The organism is Kitasatospora sp. MBT66, assembly GCF_000710405.2.
In the GTDB taxonomy this organism is placed as follows: domain Bacteria; phylum Actinomycetota; class Actinomycetes; order Streptomycetales; family Streptomycetaceae; genus Kitasatospora; species Kitasatospora purpeofusca.
The window spans coordinates 1,435,576-1,452,906 of sequence record NZ_JAIY01000006.1; the positions used below are offsets into that span (position 1 = coordinate 1,435,576).

Annotated in this window: 15 protein-coding genes; all 15 read right to left on the reverse strand. The window is 72.4% G+C overall.

Annotated features, from left to right (window positions below):
* Nucleotides 1–625: 625 nt before the first annotated feature.
* The 15 genes from mobF to BI06_RS18945 all read right to left on the reverse strand — a co-directional run bounded on the left by mobF (nucleotide 626) and on the right by BI06_RS18945 (nucleotide 17,214).
* Nucleotides 626–5,083, reverse strand: a complete 4,458-nt coding sequence (mobF, locus tag BI06_RS18875) for a MobF family relaxase (protein WP_233290190.1) — start codon at nucleotides 5,081–5,083, stop codon at nucleotides 626–628.
* A gap of 303 nt (nucleotides 5,084–5,386) precedes the next feature.
* The gene (locus BI06_RS18880) at nucleotides 5,387–6,388 is read right to left on the reverse strand and encodes a hypothetical protein (RefSeq protein WP_051741244.1); all 1,002 of its coding nucleotides are present in this window, start codon (nucleotides 6,386–6,388) and stop codon (nucleotides 5,387–5,389) included.
* Nucleotides 6,389–6,722: 334 nt separating this feature from the next.
* On the reverse strand, nucleotides 6,723–7,421 hold the full coding sequence (locus tag BI06_RS18885) for a hypothetical protein (protein WP_043469296.1): 699 nt from the start codon (nucleotides 7,419–7,421) through the stop codon (nucleotides 6,723–6,725).
* On the reverse strand, nucleotides 7,418–7,696 hold the full coding sequence (locus tag BI06_RS18890; protein WP_043469298.1) for a DUF6211 family protein: 279 nt from the start codon (nucleotides 7,694–7,696) through the stop codon (nucleotides 7,418–7,420). Before BI06_RS18890 ends, BI06_RS18885 begins: the two co-directional genes overlap by 4 nt.
* 202 nt (nucleotides 7,697–7,898) lie before the next feature.
* Nucleotides 7,899–8,504: a DUF6349 family protein gene (locus BI06_RS18895; RefSeq protein WP_043469300.1), complete on the reverse strand. Its 606-nt coding sequence runs from the start codon at nucleotides 8,502–8,504 to the stop codon at nucleotides 7,899–7,901.
* Complete coding sequence (locus BI06_RS18900; RefSeq protein WP_043469302.1) at nucleotides 8,501–8,902, reverse strand: DUF6181 family protein; 402 nt, start codon at nucleotides 8,900–8,902, stop codon at nucleotides 8,501–8,503. Before BI06_RS18900 ends, BI06_RS18895 begins: the two co-directional genes overlap by 4 nt.
* A 42-nt stretch (nucleotides 8,903–8,944) precedes the next feature.
* Entirely contained in the window at nucleotides 8,945–9,373 is a 429-nt protein-coding gene (locus tag BI06_RS18905; protein ID WP_043469304.1) for a DUF6197 family protein, read from the reverse strand.
* A 58-nt stretch (nucleotides 9,374–9,431) separates the two neighbouring features.
* Entirely contained in the window at nucleotides 9,432–10,028 is a 597-nt protein-coding gene (locus BI06_RS18910) for a hypothetical protein (protein ID WP_051741245.1), read from the reverse strand.
* A 72-nt stretch (nucleotides 10,029–10,100) separates the two neighbouring features.
* Nucleotides 10,101–11,114, reverse strand: coding sequence for a DUF3560 domain-containing protein (locus tag BI06_RS18915; protein WP_082558541.1), 1,014 nt, complete (start codon nucleotides 11,112–11,114; stop codon nucleotides 10,101–10,103).
* Nucleotides 11,115–11,443: 329 nt separating this feature from the next.
* A complete protein-coding gene (locus BI06_RS18920; protein ID WP_043469306.1) occupies nucleotides 11,444–11,845 on the reverse strand; it encodes a DUF6409 family protein in 402 nt (133 codons plus the stop codon).
* A 123-nt stretch (nucleotides 11,846–11,968) separates the two neighbouring features.
* A complete protein-coding gene (locus BI06_RS18925) occupies nucleotides 11,969–12,829 on the reverse strand; it encodes a hypothetical protein (RefSeq protein WP_043469308.1) in 861 nt (286 codons plus the stop codon).
* Nucleotides 12,830–12,952: 123 nt separating this feature from the next.
* A complete protein-coding gene (locus BI06_RS18930) occupies nucleotides 12,953–13,312 on the reverse strand; it encodes a hypothetical protein (protein WP_043469310.1) in 360 nt (119 codons plus the stop codon).
* A 68-nt stretch (nucleotides 13,313–13,380) separates the two neighbouring features.
* Nucleotides 13,381–14,025 (reverse strand): hypothetical protein, encoded by a 645-nt coding sequence (locus BI06_RS18935; protein WP_043469312.1) that lies wholly within the window; start codon nucleotides 14,023–14,025, stop codon nucleotides 13,381–13,383.
* 453 nt (nucleotides 14,026–14,478) lie between these two features.
* Nucleotides 14,479–15,624, reverse strand: coding sequence for a hypothetical protein (locus tag BI06_RS18940; RefSeq protein ID WP_051741246.1), 1,146 nt, complete (start codon nucleotides 15,622–15,624; stop codon nucleotides 14,479–14,481).
* Between the two features lie 372 nt (nucleotides 15,625–15,996).
* Complete coding sequence (locus tag BI06_RS18945) at nucleotides 15,997–17,214, reverse strand: hypothetical protein (RefSeq protein WP_043469314.1); 1,218 nt, start codon at nucleotides 17,212–17,214, stop codon at nucleotides 15,997–15,999.
* Nucleotides 17,215–17,331: the final 117 nt, after the last annotated feature.

Genomic DNA, 17,331 nt, shown 5'->3' on the forward strand with positions numbered 1-17,331 from the left:
GCAGCGGACTGACCCGCGACGACCATCCGTGCTCCAGCCCTTTTGCTATTGCCCCGTCCACATCCTTCACGAGGAGCTTCACCATGCAGCCCGCCGGTTCGGACCTGCCCGCCGATTCCGCGTTGCGCGACCAGATCGACGCCGCGACTGCCGAGAGCGATGCCTTCCTGACCGCCAGAGGGGCCTCTGTCCCGGTGTTCATGGGCCGGCCAGCCTGGCAGCGCTTAGCCCTGGAAGCCCTCATGGCCGCAGTCTGGTCCGGGACGGCGCGGCTGTGCGTGCACATCAGGCCGGACCGGCTCGTCTCGACGCCGACCGTGGTCTGGGTCGAGGCGCCGGAGACGGTCTGCTGCCCACCGTGCGATTTGGCGCGCAGGCTGGAGGAGGCGCGTACTTGCCAGGGGTGCGGGACCCGGGGCTCGCTTACCGGCGGTACCGAGTGCGCGGCGCCGGCCGGGCCGATGTCCGTCACCGCGCTCTGGTGCCAAGCATGCCCGCCGCCGACAGCTCCGTCGGACGCAGGCCGCCGTGGCCGTACCCGTAAGAAGCGTTCTCGCAGGCGTGGTCGTTGAAGGCTGCCGTGACGCTGGGCGTTCGCCACCGACACTGCTCAGACCGGATCGGACTACACGGGCAGTGCGTCCTGCACGTTGTCCGGCGGGATGCTGTTGTGCGGGTAATCCGTCGTGGTCCGGTGGCCGTACGGGGATTCGGGCTGCGGCGGGGTCGGTGCTGCTGCTTCCGCGGGCTCTGCGCTCTGCCGGTTGCGGTCGGCCCGCACGGTCAGTTCCTCCCGGAGGCCGGACGCCCGGCCGTCGGCGTTGCGCGCGGTGCGGCGTGCCTTGGTCGCCTCGGTGCGGAGGGCCTTGGCCGCCTCGGCGTCCTTGTCCTTGGCTCGTCGCAGCAGGGCGGCCTTCGTTGCCTGCGGCAGATCGGCTTCGGTGAGCACGGCTTCATGCTCACCGGCGGGCCCGGCCTGGGGGGCGACTTCGCGGAGCCGTTCCTTCGCGCTCTCCAGCTCCTGTTCGGTCGTGTGGCGCGTCCGGACGAGGTCTTCGCGCTCTGCCTCGGCGGCGGTCCGCTGGTCACCGCGCAGGACGGGACGACCGAACCGTCCGGTGGCGGCCAGCTGCTGCTCGATCCCGCCGATGCGGGCCTGGGTGCCGTGCAGCCGGGCGGTGTGTTCGGCGATGACCTCTTCCAGGGCGCGCATGTCGCGGATCGCCTCGGCGCGTCCGGCGACTTCTTGATGCCGACGGCTGAGCGCGAGCACGTTGGGGCCCGTCCCGGCGGTCGCGCTCTGCTCGGCGCGGCCCGCGGCGTCCTCTGCCTTCTCGGCGGCCGTCCTGGTGGCACGTGCTGCTGCGGCGGCCTTGCGCGCGGCGTCGCGCAGGGCCTCGCTGGTGAGGTGGGCGTAGGGACGGGCGGCGGCCGGCTGCCGGGGCTCGGGGGCTGCGGGCGGCGTCGCGGCTCGGTTGGCGGCGCCGGTGGTACGGCGGGGTCCAGGCTGCGGAGCGGTCTCCTCGATGTCGTCCTGCTCGGCGGTGTCGCCGGTGCCGGGGGCGCGCGGGATCGGCAGGTCGGGGACGATGTGCCGGACGTGGGCGGGGACGGCGGCCGTCGGGAGTTCGGTGAGGATCATTCGTTCCTCGGTGCCGGTCTCGATCTCGCGGATGAGGCCCGCGACCGCCCGGTCAAGCTGTTCCTGGTCGGTGAGCGCTTCGCCTGCGCGGGCACGGTCGGCGTCGGTCTCGTAGACGGACAGCGGCAGGAAGAGGTGCGTCTCCTTCTTGTCGCGGCTCATCATCGTGTAGAGCGCGTTGGCCTGCGCGCCGGGACCGTAGACCAGGGCTTCCTGCACGCTGAGGCCCTGGCTCTTGTGGCCGGTGATGGCATACCCGAGGCTGAGGCCACCGTGGGCGATGTAGTCGGCGTCCACCCATTCGGCGACGTCGCGGTGACCGTCCTCGGTCTTCGCCCTCCACTCGACCAGGACACGGCGGTCCTCGTCCACCGCGACCACCAGTCCGCGGAGCCCGTTCAGGACGTCCTCGTGCGCTCCCCGGCTCCGCTTGCTCCGGTAGTCGTTGGACCGCAGGAGGACCTGGTCACCGACGGACAGGGCGAGTTCACCGCCGCCGGCCAGGGCGAAGAGGTATTCCGGGCCGGTGAGAGCGCCGCTGGCCTTCCGCAGCGCCCGGGCCCCGACGTTGAGTTCCTCCACGATCTCGTTGGTGGCCGCGAGCATGAGCAGCTGCTGCACGGCGGTGTGGTCGTCGGTGTGCGCGGCGCGCTTGTCGGCCCAGACCGTGAGCATCGCAGCGAGCGCCTCGTCCTTGTCGGCGAGGGCGTGCACGCGGCCGGTTCCGGCGAACGTGCGGAGCGCGTCCGTGCGGTTGTCGTCGCGCCACAGGGCGAGCGCCCGGCGCTCGATCGTGTCCCGTTGCCGGAAGTTCTCCGTGAGGCTGAGCCCGCCCACGATGCTGTGGATGGCGGCGAAGGACCCGCCGATGCCCGGCGAGTGCAGCTGCTTGGGGTCGCCAACGGTCACGATCTTCGTGCCGGTCGTGGCGGCGTGGGCCAGCAGTTCGGCGATGTCGCGGTCATCGCACATCGCGGCCTCGTCCACGACCAGCACGTCAACGCCGGTGAGGCCGGGGCCGCCGGTGCGGATGCCGGTGAGCCAGGAGGCGAGGGTGCGGGAGGTGATGCCAGCTTCCGCCTTGAGGTTCGCGGCGGCGACGGCGGCGGTGCTCGCGCCGGCGATGACGAGTCCGTTGGCTTCCCACGCGGCCCTCGCGGTGTTCATGATCGTGGTCTTGCCCGCGCCTGCGATGCCTTCGACCGCGTCGATGCCGTGGCCTGCGGTCAGCAGCCGTTCGAGGACGGCGCGCTGTTCGGCGGAGAACTCGAACTCGCCGCCGTGCTGGGCTTCGACGGCGGACAGGGTCATGGCGACGGTGTCGCCGGTGACGACGGCTGCCTGCTCGTTGAGGCGGTTGGTGGCCTCGGTGACGATGAGTGCTTCGGCAGCGACCACGTCGGCCGTGGTGTAGCGGTCGGCGTGGGTGAAGTGCTGGGCGCCCTTCGGGTTCAGCTTGACTGCGTACCCGGCGTGCCGCAGGACGGAGTTGGTGAGCTGCTCGGCTTCGTCCGCGTCGGCGACGCCGTACGGGAGGGCGTCCAGGACGGCGGCGATGGCGGCGGCGTGGGTGAAGTCCTTGCTGTGGCTGGTCAGGCCGGTCTTGGGGTCGAAGACCTGGGCGCACAGCTGGTCCAGGTCCGGGTTCTGGCCCGTCCGGTCCTGTTCGATGGCGCTGGCCGTGATGGCGTCGGGGTCGTCACCGGCGGCGCGGCCCTCGGCCTGCCAGTAGGCGCGCAGGACGTCGTCCTCGACTCCGGCGGCTTCGCCGTTCTTCGCGGCTTTGGACGCGGCGGAGGCGGCGGTGCGCTCGCGGGTGGTGGCGCTGTCGTAGTCGATGCCCAACTTGCTGAGCAGGTCCCGCACCTGGCTGTCGCGCTTGCTGAACAGGCGGATGGTGGCTTCGGGGATCGCCGCGATCTCCCACGCGCCGGTCCGCTCCTCCCGGCGGAAGCTGATGCCGAAGGTGTCGGTCAGCTCGCGGCGGATGCGGGCGTTCATGAGGGACTGCGTCGCGCGGGCGTGCCGGTGCAGGTCCCGCCCTCCGCCGGCCACGGTGGACCACTGGCCGTCCTCGGTGCTCTTGACCATGTTGGCCAGGGTGAAGTGCAGGTGGAAGTGGGGGTCGCCGAACGGGGCGCCGTCTACGGGCCGGGCGGCGCGGTGCACCATCATCCAGCCGGAGAAGCCGCTGGTGGGCACGGTCTCGGCCTCGGCGCCGTCACCGTGCCGTCCGCGCATCGCGTAGGCGGTCCATCGTTCCAGCGCGCTGATGGACTCGCGGCCGGCTGCGGTGTAGATGCCCTCGACCTGGGCGGCGATCTCCTCGGGCGCGTAGGCGAGGAACGCGGACTTGGACTTGGCGAGGTCGAGGGTGACGTCCGCGCCGAACCGGCCGACCTGCACCCGCCCTTCGAGCAGGGCGGCCCTGATCTCCTCGGCGTCCCACACCTCTTCGGGTGCGAGCCCGGCGGCCTTGGCCATGGCGACGGCTTCGCGGACGTCCATGGGCAGGTCGCGGAGGCGGCGGCGGCCTTCGCCTGCGGTCTGGGTGTACCGGCGCTGCATGGAGGCGGCGGTGAACAGGTCGGCGGGCTGCTGCCCGGTCTCGGCGGCGCGGGCCTGGACGGCGCGCAGGAGCGGGCGGGCGTCCAGGCGGCCACCGGCTTCGGCGGCCATGGCCTTCTGCAGAGCGTCTTCGCCGTAGAGGTCGACGGCGTCGACTCCGACCGCACCGGCGAGCTTGAGCAGGGTGGAGGCCGGGACGCGGTGGGATTCGCCGAACCGCTGGAGCTGGTTCTCCATCCTGCGGAAGGCGTCCTTCTTCCGCTCGGAGTCCAGCAGGCTGGCGGGGGTGACGCCGCGTTCGGCGGCGGTGCGGCGGATGGCGCGGACCAGCGGGGCGGCGGGCAGCTTCGCGGCGGGGGCGATGGCGAGCTTGGGTTCCACGAGGGTCTTGCCGGTGTTCGGGTCCTCGCCGTGCATGAGCCTGCGGGCGGCGTTGAAGTCCTCGGGGGCGAGGATGCTGCCGGGGGTGATGCCGAATTCGTTGAGGCCGCCGCCGATCCACACAAGGGGGCGTTCGCTGGCGTCGAGGTGGTAGTCCACCTGTCCGTCGGCGGCCGGGCGCGGGAGGTCCTGGTCGTCGTACAGGTCGCGGGCGTTGAGGCCGGCTGCGGCGGCGAGCTCGACGGCGTCGAACCCGGTGAACCTCGGGTTCTGCGCGTTCCGGAGTTGGGTGCGGGCCCGGAAGAACGCCTTCTTGGCCTCGGTGGTGCCGAGCAGTGCGGCGACGGTGGTCCCGGTTGCCTCGGCCCTGGCCTCGATGGCGGCGATGAGCGGCTCGGCGTCGACCAGGACCGGCTTCCCGCAGCCGTGGCCGCCGGTGAGGCGGTATTCAATCTGCTCGTCGGAGGGGCCGATCATGGTCACCCACGCCATCGGCCCACTCACCCCCCGTGCTCTTCCGGTCAGATCCGGTCGTCTTTGAGGATTGTATCGTCACGAAGTGACGATACCTTGGTCCTCAAAATTCAAGATCATGATCAACCTGGGGAAGGTCGGGCACTCGTGGGGGCCTGGTCGCTGCTGCGGATCGGGCTCGTTCGAGGCCGGGGGTGCTGTCGGACTGTTACCTCGGTCGGTCGGGTGTCGAGGTAGGGGTGGGCCTGGGCGTCACGGTCGGTGTGCGGTCCTGGCCTGCTGCTGTGCCTGGTGTTCGGGCGGGGGTGCCGCTGGGTCGGATCAGGCGGCCGGCGGACATGCAGTGGCCTCGGACTGCCGGACGGTCGGCTGCGGCGGTTGCGAGCAGGCTTCCTCCTCGTGCCATGCCGCACCGAGGGCCTGCACGGCCGTCTCCAAGCGGGCAACTGCCTGGCTCCACGCGCTGTCACCGGAGTCGGACCTGTCCCACTTGGCGGCAGCTCCCACCAGGGCCCGCACTTCGTGCTCGACCTGGTCGCACCACGGCCCCAGAGCCCTCGACACCACGCGCACCGCGCCCAGCTCGGCGACGAGGTCGGTGGCCACCGGCTCGGTGGCTTCCTTCGCCGCGCGCAGGGTCGACCGCAGCGCAGACTCGCACTCCTCGGTGTCGCGGCGCGGCGGCTCCACCTGTGCCTCGTCGGGTGTGAGCCGGTCCCCGGTGTCCGGGGCGAAGAACGGGCCGAGGCGCTGGGCCCACCGAGCTCTCATCGCCTGCCAGGCGGCAGCCGCATCCGCCGCCGACCGGCGCTGCTGGCGACTGGTCTCCACCAGTCGGCTGGCGCACCGGGCCACATGTGCCACTGCGGCGGCTGCCGCCGTGGCGGTGGCCTCCTGCTGCGGGCCGAACGACCGCTCGACTGCCTCCGCGGCCTGGTCGTCGGTGATCGGCCACGCCCGCTGGATCGTGTCGTATTCGCGGAGCTGTTCGCGCTTCCACTCCCGGAGCAGGTCGGCGGGGTAGTGCGCGGGGGTCTCGTCGACTTCGGCAGCGTGTTCGAGACACAGGGGCAGGAGGTTCCCGGCGCTGCGGTTGTCGGCTTCGGGCATCTGCTGGTCCCATCGCGGGCCGCCCTGGCGCCGCGCGTGGATGTGGGCGATGCGGCTGTTGAGGATCGTCTCCCCGGTCTCGTTGTTCATCCGGTAGAGCGGCCTCGGGCATTCGGGCTTGCCGCACCGGAAAGCCGTGGCGTAGAGCTGTTTTACGGTCGCTTCGGTCGGCGGTCGGTACTCGGGCTGGGCCGGTCGCGTGTGCCCGGTCATCGGAGGTCCGCCTTCTGCGTCGGCCTGATGGGGTCCGCGTGTCCAACGACGACGGATGCCTGCGGATACGGGGTGGCTGTCGAAGCAAAGGTCCCCCGCTCCATCGGCTGGAGCGGGGGACCTTCCGGTGCCACCGGGTGGGCTTGGGGCCGGCCGAACTAGGCCAGCGGCCACTCGCCGGGCGGCACGGGTGCCTGACGCTGGGCTTCGCGCACAGCCTCGTCAGTGCCGCACGTGGTGCAGATCGGGACGTCCCGGCCGGTGGTCACCCGGGAGCGGGCGGGCCGTTCGCCGAGTGGGCCGCCGCAGCGCGGACAGCGGGGGTCGGTCAAGGTCAGTCCTCCTCGGGGTGGGCGCGGGCCGACTTGAGGATGTTGTTCCAGGTCGGCCGGGAGTAGGGCTTCTCCGTGAGTTCCAGGAGCTGCGGGATCAGCTCGGCGTTCGTGGCCTTGGGGTTGGCGGCGAGGGCCTGCCGGGCGAGGGTGAGTCGTTCGTCCCCCTGGTACGGGTAGGCCACCCGGGAGCCGGTGCCGGTGGGGCGTCCGCCGGCGTGGCCGCGGCCCTTGCGGTCGGCGAGGTACTGCCACAGCCGCCAGCGCTTCCACTTCGGGCGGCGGCGGGTGGGCAGCTCGTCCCAGTCGTCGGGGTCGGGCCAGCCCTCCGGCGGGGTCTTGACGTAGTGGGAGACGGTGGTGGAGTCGGCGAAGCCGCAGATCTTCGCGGCCTCGGCCGGGCCCACCATCTCCTCCGGGTCGCCGTCCAGCTTCGGCGCGTTGGTGGTGTTCGCGGCGGCGCGGCTGCGCTGCAGCTCGTGGTGCCACGTCGCCCACTCGACGCTGTCCCAGTGCATGACGCCGTCGATGATCTCGGCGGCCGGGTGCCCGTTGCTCTCCCTGTTCACCCAGAGGTTCTGGAGGGTGGATTCGCTCAGGCCGTGGACCCTGCGCAGGTCCGTGCGTGAGTAGCGCGTGCGGCCGGTCTTGGCGGGCACGGTCGTCTCCTGTTGGTGGTCGTGGTCGTTCGGGGTGGTCACTGGGTCTCGTCCGGCTCGGGGACGGGCGTCCAGGTGCGGCTGCCGGTGGGTTCGAGCCGGGTGAGGGTGGCTATCTCTGCCAGGGGGACGGCGGCAGCCCAGTCGTCGTGGGCGGGGTGGCCCACGGGGAGGTTGAGCACGAGGTGCCGGCCGGTGCGGGGGAAGTCCTCAACGAGGACGTAGCTGTCGGTGGCCTTGGCGCCGATGCTGTTACCGCCCCTGAGCTGGACGGTGTCCCCGGGCTGGGGACAGTCGGCGTGCCGATCGCATAGCATGGTGCTGTTCTTTCTGGTGAGAGAACACCCGGACGGCCAGCGCCATGTTGCCAAACTCGCGCTGGCCGTCCTTTGTTGTCCTGGTGGTGCGGGTGCCGGTTCGGCACCCGCCGGGGCGAAGGTTGCCCACTCCGCAGACGGCGGAGTAATTGAACCATCTTTGAGTCGGGCGGCGGTGCTCTGGCCCGGGGTGCGGCGGTCATCAGAACAGGGCTTCCTGGTCGGTGGGGCCGGGGCCCGGGGCGGCGGGCGGCCGGGGAACGCGGAGTTCGTAGCGGGGGCGCCCGTTGTGCGGGGGCGCGTGCTCCTCACGGTGGTGACGGCTCCACGCCACCAGCGGGGCACCCTGGTCCAGCCACCCGGGCGGGTAGCGGGAGGTCAGCTGTGCCCACCGTGCCCGGTCGCGCGGGAGTGCCCACCGGTCCGTAATGGTGGTGAGGGGCGGCAGCTCGCGCCACCCGGGGAAGGCGTGGTCGTGCGCCTCCTCCACGGCCGGGTTGTCGCCGTCGCCGTACCCGTCGCCCTGGTGGACGGGGCCCTCCCATCCGCAGGCCAGACACCCGCCCCGGAACTCCTCCGTCTCCCGGCGCCCGGTCCGGCGGCTGCGGGTGAGCAGGGTCGGGGTGTGGTGCTCGGGCGGGTCGAGTTCGTGTCCGAGGTCGCTGTACTCGCCGCCGGGGTGGCCGTGGCGGATGTGCCACGTCCGCGGGGCGCTGTCCGTGGGTTCCCGTGTCCGCCCGTTGCGCACCCGCCAGTAGTGCGTCTGCCGCGCGCGGGCCCCGGCCGGCTCGGTGACGGTCGTGGTCACGGCCGACCGTCCGGGGTGGCGGCGAGCACTTCGCGCAGGGGGTCGGCGAGCACGGCCTGTTCTGCTGGGGAACCCTGGAAGCGCGGGCCGTAGGCACGGCGGATCGCGCGGCGGGCGTCCTGGTGGCGGCTTCGGCCGGGGTCGTACGGCGACCGGTCGAGTACCTCGTAGCCGTACTGGGTGAGCACGTCGGCAACGAGCGCGCGGACCTGTACGGGGTCGAGGGTGTGGAGGTCGGTCTCCGCCGGTGCCGCGAGGAGTACGCGGATCAGGTCGGTCGCGCTGAGCCGGGGTTGGAGGGGTATCCCGATTCGGTGGACGCCGTCCTTGCTCGGGGTGGCGGCTCCTCGTCGACCGGGGGCCCCGGTGGTGCTGCGGAGTGTGGTCGTCTGGTCCATCGTGCTGGCTCTCGGAGAGTCGGGGTGGCGGGGCAGGCCCGGTCAGAACAGGGTGTGGTCGGCGCGGACGGCGGCTTCGCGGAAGGCGCGGGCGGCGTCGGCGGCGGTGCGGCCGGGCTCGGCGCTCCACCGGTCGATGACGTCCCGGTGCTGGTCCTTCGCGGCGGCGGGGTCGGCGGCTTCCGCGGGGCGGCCGGTGAGGGTTTCGGCGAGCAGGGCGAATGCCTCGTCCCGGGCCCCGTGGATGCGGGCCCAGTCGTAGGTGCGGCCGGCGGCTCCACGTCCTTCTCCGGCTGCGACTTCGAGGGCGCCGCGCGGCCAGCACGGAAGGAGGGCGGTACGGCCGGGGCCGGCGAACAGGCGCGGGCCCTGGTGGATGCCGACGTGCTCGATGTGGTGGGCGGCCCACTCCAGGATGGCGGCCGGGTTGTCGGCGATGACGATGCTCTCGGGGGTGTAGCGGATCAGCATGGGGGTGTCCATCTCGGTGGTGCCCGGGGGCGGCGGCGCCGCCCCCGGGTTGGTCGGTCTACTGCTGGTAGGCGGGGATCAGTTCGCGGACGCGGTCCGGGCCGACGCATCCGCCCTCGTGGCGGTGAAGGCTCGGCAAGTCGCCGTTCCTCCCGCGCAGGTGCGACCAGAACTTCGGGCCGATCCACCCGCACAGCTCGCAGAGCAGGACCCAGTGGTTGTCACTGCCGGGGAACCCGGTGAGGACCGCCCGCCACCGGAGGTTCGCGAGTCCGGCGAACGCGGTCTCGGCGCTCTTGGTGTTGCGGTCGTTGACGGGCATCCGCGGGTGCAGCAGCGGTACGGGGCCGGTCAGCGGCTGGGGTTCTTCGGCGCGGATCTGGCCCAGGGGGACGGCGGTGATCCGACCGGCGGCGTACTCCTGCGTGAGGCGGACGGCCGCCTTCTCGATGCCGGGGACGCCGACCTTGGGGCGGCCGATGTTGCGCTCCCCCGCGCTGGTCACGACCCACCAGTCCCGGTGCCACCGGTAGGCGCGGCCGATGACCAGGTCCGGCCCGATGATCACGGGGTACCGGGATTCGAGGTCGGGGGTGCCGATGCGGAAGGGCATGGCGGTGAGGACGACGGTTCGTTCGAGGTTCTGGGTGGTCATGGTGGGGCCCTGTTCTGGTGAGAGAGGGGGCCCGCCCCGGGGCGCTCGGCCGCCGGGGCGGGCGCGGCGGTCCTACGCGGCCTGGGCCGGTGCGGCGGGCTGCATCTCGTCGGCGCTCTTGCGGCCCGCGACGTCGTCGTAGGGGGCGGTGGAGGTCCAGCCGTCGTATCCGTCGTCGGTGGCGCGGACAATGGTCTTGCCGGTGCCGTTGAAGATGTGCGGGATGGTGAGCGACTTCGGGTTGACGCGCAGGACCTCGTACCAGGTGCCTCGGTGGAGCGCGAAGTCACCGCGCTTGAAGTCGGCCTTCGTCCAGACCTTGAAGCCCTTGGCCTCGGCGTCCTTGATGACCTGCTCCCACAGCTCGATCTCCTCGGTCAGCTCCTCGTGCCGGATGGTCAGCTCCGGGTCGTCGGGGTTGCGGGAGTACCCCTTCGCCGACTCGCCGCGCGCCCACTTCTCGACCGCGCGCAGGTCGGCCCGCAGCTTGTCCAGGCGCCGGAGGGTGCGGCCGGGGTCCTTGCGGAACCGCTCGTAGTTGGCGGCGGCCTTCTGCCGGTCGGCCCAGTGCTGGGCGCGGTCGCCTTCGCTGATGCTCTTGCGCATCGAGGTGTCCATGCGCTCGCGGTCGCGGCGCGCGCGGCCCTCCGAGTGGTGGCCGACAAGGATCGGCTGGCCGAACTCGAACCGCTCCGATATCGCGTGGGCGGACTTCCACGCGGCCGTGGAGTTCCGGGCGGCGTTGTCGGCGTACCCGCCGAAGCGGTCGGCGCGGTCGGCGGCTCGCTCCTCCCGGTCCTGCTCGGCCTCGGCGAAGCTGCGGCGGTCGGCGTTGTCGACGGTCAGGGTGGCGTCGAGGCCGGCGTCCCGCAGCCGCTGGGCGAGGAGTTCGAGGTTGGGGGTGTAAGCGGCGTGGTCACGGCTGTGCGGGAGGTACCAGCAGTCGAGGTTCCTGCTCCAGCGGAAGCCCTGGCGCAGGGTGCGGCCGTACTCGCGGAGTTTCAGGATCTCGGCCGATCCGTCGCCCCGGGCGCTGCCGGTGATGAGAGTGCCTTCGCGGCGGGTGTGGGTGATCTCGATGGTCATTGAACTGGTGGTTTCTGGTGAGAGTTTTTGGCCGCCCGGAGGGCGGACGGGGTGCTGGAAGCGGTGAGCACCACCGGGGGCGGGCCGTGAGGGACGAGCGGTCCGCCGCCGTCGCGCCCCGCGCGACGGCAGGGGCTGCCGCGCCCCCGCGGGGCGCGTCCTTCGCGGTCCGGTGCCCGCCGTCGGTCGGCGGAGCCGCTAGGCGGAGTCGGCCGGCGGCGGTGAACGCACCGGACCGTGCCTGCTGCCGCCCCGAAGGGGTGTCCGCTCGGGTGTGGGGGCCCGCCGGTCCGGAGGTGTTGCCCTCCCCCGGACCGGCGGGGCCTTCGTCAGCTGCGGCGGGTGGCCGGGGCGGCTTCGATCCGCTCGCGGACGGCGCGGTTCACGGCGTCGATGAGGTCACGCCCGTCGTCGTAGGCGAACCGGCCGAGCGTCAGGCTGGCGGCGATGTCGCAGAACGTGCCCTGGTCCATGGTGGTCAGCGTGTCGTCAAGCGGGGTCAGCTCGTGGGGGAACATCGCCTGGACGCTCAGGCCCGGCACCGGGATGCCCATGGTGTAGTACCAGACGACGACCATTCGGGCCTCGTCGGCGAAGTCCGCCCCGCCCCAGGGGCCGACGACGAGGGCCGGGCGGGGGTCGAGCTGGTGGCCACTGGCCCAGGGTCCGGCGGTCACGAGGGTGGCGGTGGGGAAGTCCTTGACGGTGGGGGTCTGGGTCTCGGTGGTCATCGTCCGTGCTGCCTTCTGGTGAGAGGTTCCGCCGGGGCCGGTCGGCCCCGGCGGGGGTGTCGGTCGGGGGTGTTGCCCTCCCCCTTCCGACATCATTAATTAAACCATGTTTTCAGATCTGGGTCAACCGGCTGCGGCAAGTTCGCGGCGGCGCTCGGCGGCAGCGGTGACGGCCTGCGCGATGGCGCGGCCGGTCTCGACGGCGCGGACGGCGGACTCGTGCACGGGGGGCTTCTTGTCCTGGGTGATGATGCCCGCGAGCGGGGGCATGACGGCCGGGCCGGGGGTGATCTTGAGGATCAGGGCGGCGACGTGGGCGGCTGAGGCGACCTCGGCGAGATGCTGGCCGGGGAGCGGGGCGTCCGCTTCGGTGATGCGCCGCCATGCGTGGCCGTACAGCAGGATGCGGGCGGCGGCGTCGGGGGTCTCGCGGGCGAAGTCGAACCCTCCGGCCTGCTCGGGGTCCTCGTGGTACCAGTCGCGGTACTGGGTGAGCAGGATGTCCCGGACCGCCTCGGCCGCGAGCACGGCGGCGGCGGGCTCCTCGTAGGCGTCGCCGTCGGTCTGGCTGATGTCGAACACCGGCCCGGCCTTGAAACCGGAGACCTTGCGCCCCTCCCCCTCGGTGGCGGCGACGGCTTCCCGAGGCCCGGCCTCGGGGGCGGCCTGGGCATCGTCGGTCCGCCGACGGATCGGGGTCCAGATGCGGAGGGAGGTGGAGCCCTTGGCCGGGAACCGCCCGGCCTTGCGCCAGTCGCCGGAGCTGAGGACGCGGGTCGCGTTGGGGTGCTGGGCGGCGATGGCGATGCAGTTGACGGGGCTGCGGTCGCCCAGGGTCGCGGCGGTGCGCATGACGGCGGCCCAGAATCCTTCGTCAGTGACCATCGCGCCGTACGCGCGGTCCATCACGCCTTCGAGCTCACCGCGCATCTGGGCACTGTAGGCGCGGCGCTCATCGTCGGTCATCTTCGGCTTGCTGGGCATTTCCTGGTCTCCCTGGTGAGAAATTTCGGCCCCCGGCCGGCTGGCCGGTGGTGTCGGTCGGGGTGTCGCCCTCCCCTTCCGACATCACTAATTAAACCATGTTCTGGGGTGTTCGGCAAGCCCTCACATCCAGTACAGCCCCTCTTTGTGGCACGCGGCCCGGTATGCCGCTATGACCTCGTCCTCAATTTCTGTCCAGTGTTCGAGGATGTCCGGGGCGACTTTCTGCGGGCTGGCCTCGCGCTTGGCCCTGCGCCATTCGATGGCGATTTTGAGCGTGCGGAGCTGGGAGCGGTCGAGGTACCACGGTCCGGAATCGGGGAGTTCTCCGCCGTAGGCCAGCGCTCCAGCATTGTTGATGTGCTCGGTGCCGGACCACACCCTTTGTTCGGGCTGGGCGGCAAGGGCCCTTCTCAGGGTGCACCGAAGGTGCGGGGCCTGGACGGTCCATTGCGGGCGGATGGCGAACAGGTCTGCGCTCATTGCGGCCCCTCCGGGGCGGGGATGGGGCGGCGCGCTCCGGGAGCGCGCCGCCGGAATTCCTAAGGGGATCAGAGGTCGAATTCTTCGGCGTTCTGGCCGCGCTCATCCTCGGGCGTCTGGATGTCGGGCAGGAATCGGCTGACCGCGAATACGACGGCCTCGGCGATGATCAGGGGCGCATCCTGGAGAACGATGTTCACCGCGCCCGATTCCAGTCCGATTCGGACTTCTCCGGGCTCAAGGCTCATGTGGATATAGGCGCTCGTCCCGTCGATCCGGGTTCGGGCCCCGGGGAGCCGGGCGGCGATTTCGCGGGCGGCGTCCTCGGTCTGGCGGCGCATCGCGGCCTGTTCGCGGTTGTGGTCCTTCACGCGCTGGTGAACGGTGCGGTGCGCGGGGATGAGGCGCTCCGAGATCAGGGCCGCGATCCGCGCGGGGTCTTCGTCCTTGGCGGCGCGGACGCTGTCGCGCTCGCCGGTGCGGAACGGGTAGTCGGTGGCGGGGAACGCGCCCCGGATGTGGAGGTGTCCGGGGTCGTCGTAGCGCTCGGAGAGGTGGAGCTGTCGGCCGTCGGGGTGGGTGAGGTTGGCGGCGTGGGCCAGCTCCTGGACGCCGTGGAGTGCCTGCTGCGGTCGCCAGTCCTCGCCGAGTGCGAGGGCGATCGGGTGGGCGAGGTCGGCGAGGTCGGCGACGGTGGGCGACCATTGGGTCACTGGGTTCTCCTGGTGAGAGTGGGTGCCGGGGGCCGGTCAGCCCTCCGGAGGCCGGCGGGGTATTGCCCTCCCCTTCCGACATCACTAATTAAACCATGTTCTAGGGGTCTGGTCAAGCCAGAGAACCGCCCTGACCTGCCCTTTTCTCACCACACCGACCCGCACCCGCCCGGCCGGGCCCGGCCACAACGGGCCCCGGGCGGGGTTCCCTCCTCGGTCGGACAGCTCCTGCCGTTTCAGGGTTCCGGGTGGGGTGTCCAGGCTCGCGCAGCGACCGCGAAGCGGCTTGGCCTGGGCACCCTGCCCGGGTTCCTGGTACGCCCTCCGGGTGGCCGACCGAGGAGGGAGCCCCGCCCCCACAACCCCAACCACCACCAAGCCGCACCCAACCGACCCGCCCCCACCCCCTCCGAGAGAGGACCCGCCGGAGGCACAAAAACCACGATCGCTGTGTCACCACAGGGTGGGCTGGAGTGGGGAGACGGGGATCGGCCGGGCTCCCCGCAGTGCTCGTCGGAGCTTGTGCGGAGAGCGTGCTGGGGCTCGCGGGGTCGTGGTCGGGGTGGGTGCCAGCTGTGGCAGGGCACCGGCGGGGAGACTTCCGGTGCCGGTCTCCGGCGGGTTGGCCGGTGCGGGTTCGAGGGGTGTCTGCTGGTCGGGGTGTGCCTGCTGTTCGGCGATGGTGACGGGCTTCCGGTAGAGCTTCTGCGCGCTGGGGTCGAGCGGGGGCAGGCGGCGGGCGGCGGCCTTCTGGTCGTCGCGGCGCTTGTGGCGGCGTCGGACCCGGGCGAACCGTGCTTCGTAGGCTGCTTGGTCAGTGCTGTGGAGTCCGTCCTGGTGGAGCCGGGCGAGTTCCAGCGCGGCGTGGCCCATCGGGCTCGGGGTGAGCACGCGGGTGCCATCGCTCCGCTGGGCGGCGGTGAGGAACTTGGCGGTCAGCAGGGCCTGCGTCCTCTCCTGGCTGATCCGGCGCCCGCCGGTCCACTCGCCGTGCCGCGCCGCGAGCCGGGCACGGCCGCCGCGCCAGTACAGGCGGCCGGTCGCGGCGGCCTCCATCACCCGCAAGTGGCCGGTGCTCCAGCCGAGTTCGGCGACGTGGTGTTCGGCGAGGAATCGGTTCGAGGCGGCTTGCTCGCGGTTCTGGCGGTCCATGCCGGTGGCGGCCTGCTGCTCGGCTTCGCGCTGGGCTTCCTCCTGGCGGCGGGCGCTCTCGCGCTCGGCCAGTTCCGCGGGGGTGAGGACGCGGTCCAGTTCGGCGCGCAGGCCGGCGGCCGTGATCTCGACTCCGGCGGCGGCCTGGGCAAGCACCGCGTGGTGGACGGCTTGGCGGGCGCAGTAGGCGAGCGCACTGGCGGGCATCTCGGGGTCGTCGGCGTACTGCTCGGCGCGGTCGGCGTGCCGGGCAGCTTCGACGGCTTCCCGGTGGGCAGCGTGCATGGCCGCCTCCAACTGCGCGGCCCCGGAGCGGCTTCGGCAGACGGCGGCCATGGCGTCGTCCGCAGCGATGACGGCGAGCAGGGCGGCTTCCCCGGCCACTTGCAGACAGGTCTGCGGCGAGGGGTCTCCGAACGGGGCGGCGGCGCGCACGGGCTCGGGCATGGGTGGTCCTCGGTGGGTTCGGCGGTGCGGTCGGGGGCGGGCGGCGCCCCCGTCCTCGGGGTGCCGCCTGGTCGCGCGGAGCGCGACGGAGAGTGCTGTCGTGCCCGCAGGGCACGTCCGTTGGCCCGGCGTCCGGGCGGGGCGGGAGGGCCGCCTGCGGCCCGGACGTCCCGGCCGGCTGCGAGCCGGGCCAGGCTGCGCCGTCCCGCAGGGATGCCCTTTCCGGTCGGGGTCGTCCGGCGGCCGGCCGCCGGACGGGCGTCACCCTGGCGGGCGGTGGGCGAGCGTGGGGGTGGGCGGCTCGATGCCGCCCGGCCCCACGGCCCGGCGGCCGGGGGCGGCCGGGCGGTGGTGTCCGCCCGGCCGGGCCTCCTAGGCGGCGACCGGTTCGCGCTCGGTGACGCGGCACCGGGTGAGCACGGTCTGCGCGGTCTCGCCGTAGGTGCTGTGCTCCTTGACGGTGCCGGTCAGCTCGACCTCGTCGCCCTTGTCCGGGACGGTGGCGGCGGAGGAGAACCAGACGAACACGTTGCCCTCGGCGTCCTGGAACTTGATCAGTCGGCGGCGCTGGGCGTGGTAGCCGTAGTGCCGCTCCTCCAGCTCGATCACGGTGGTGACGGTGGCGGGGACGGTCAGCCGCTCCCCCTTGGTGCCCTGCGGCTTGCTGTTCTGGGCGGCCCGCTCGATGGCCGCCTTCTCCTGGTCGCGGTGCCACCCGGCGACGGCGGAGACCAGGGTCGGCAGGTGGCGGGGGGCGACGGTCTCGCCCTTGGCCAGCTGGCCCACCTTGTGGCGGTACTCGGAGAGGCTGCCGTACCCCTGGAGGGCCCACGCGCGGACGGCGGCGGCGGTGCTGGCCGCGTCGGGCTCGGCGTCGATTCCGGCCCGCCACTCCTGCGGGGCCTTGCGGTCGAAGAAGTAGGCGTCCACCGAATCGGCGGTCGGCACGCGGTTCTTCCACTGCTCGGAGCGGCTGTAGAAGCGGCCGTCCTGGGTGACGACGGCGGCGGCCACCCGGAGCACCTCGTCCACCGCCACGCGCAGGTCGGCCGGGACGCCGCCCTCGTCGCCGTCCCAGTCGCTGTCCTTGATCGACCCGAGACGCCACAGGGCCTCAAGGCCCTTGATCGGCAGGCCGGTGTACGGCTCGACACACGTGGTGCCCAACTGCTTGATCTCGCCATTCTCGTGGCGGGCAAGGTAGGTGGCGGTGCGGTGCCGGGCGACGGAGCACCCCTGGCAGAACCCCTCGGTGGCGCGGTGCTGGCGCGCGGCCTCGGCGTCCCGCTCGGGCAGGCCCGGGAACAGGCTGGTGATCGTCTCGCCCTCCTCGTCGTGGTCCAGGCGGGCGATGACGGTCCAGCCCTGGTGACGGGGGAGGTCGCCGGAGATGGTCACGGTGACGGTGGAGCGCTTGCCGATCACGCGGCCGTCCGCGTCGCGGTAGTCGGCCAGGAACTGCGCGGAGATGTCGAGCGCGTACGGGCTGAGGCGGTGGACGGCGGCGCGGGCGTTGGTGGCCTCAACGAGCTGGCGGACGCGGGACTCGGCGGTCGCGGGGACGGAAAACCGCATGGCTGCGCTGGTCATCGTGGGTGCTCCTGCTGGTGAGAGAGATCGGGCCCCGGCCGGGCGGGTTGCCCTCCGCGTGCGGCCGGGGTCGGGTCGGGGCCGGCTGGCGGCCCGTGGGTCGTTGGGGGTGTTGCC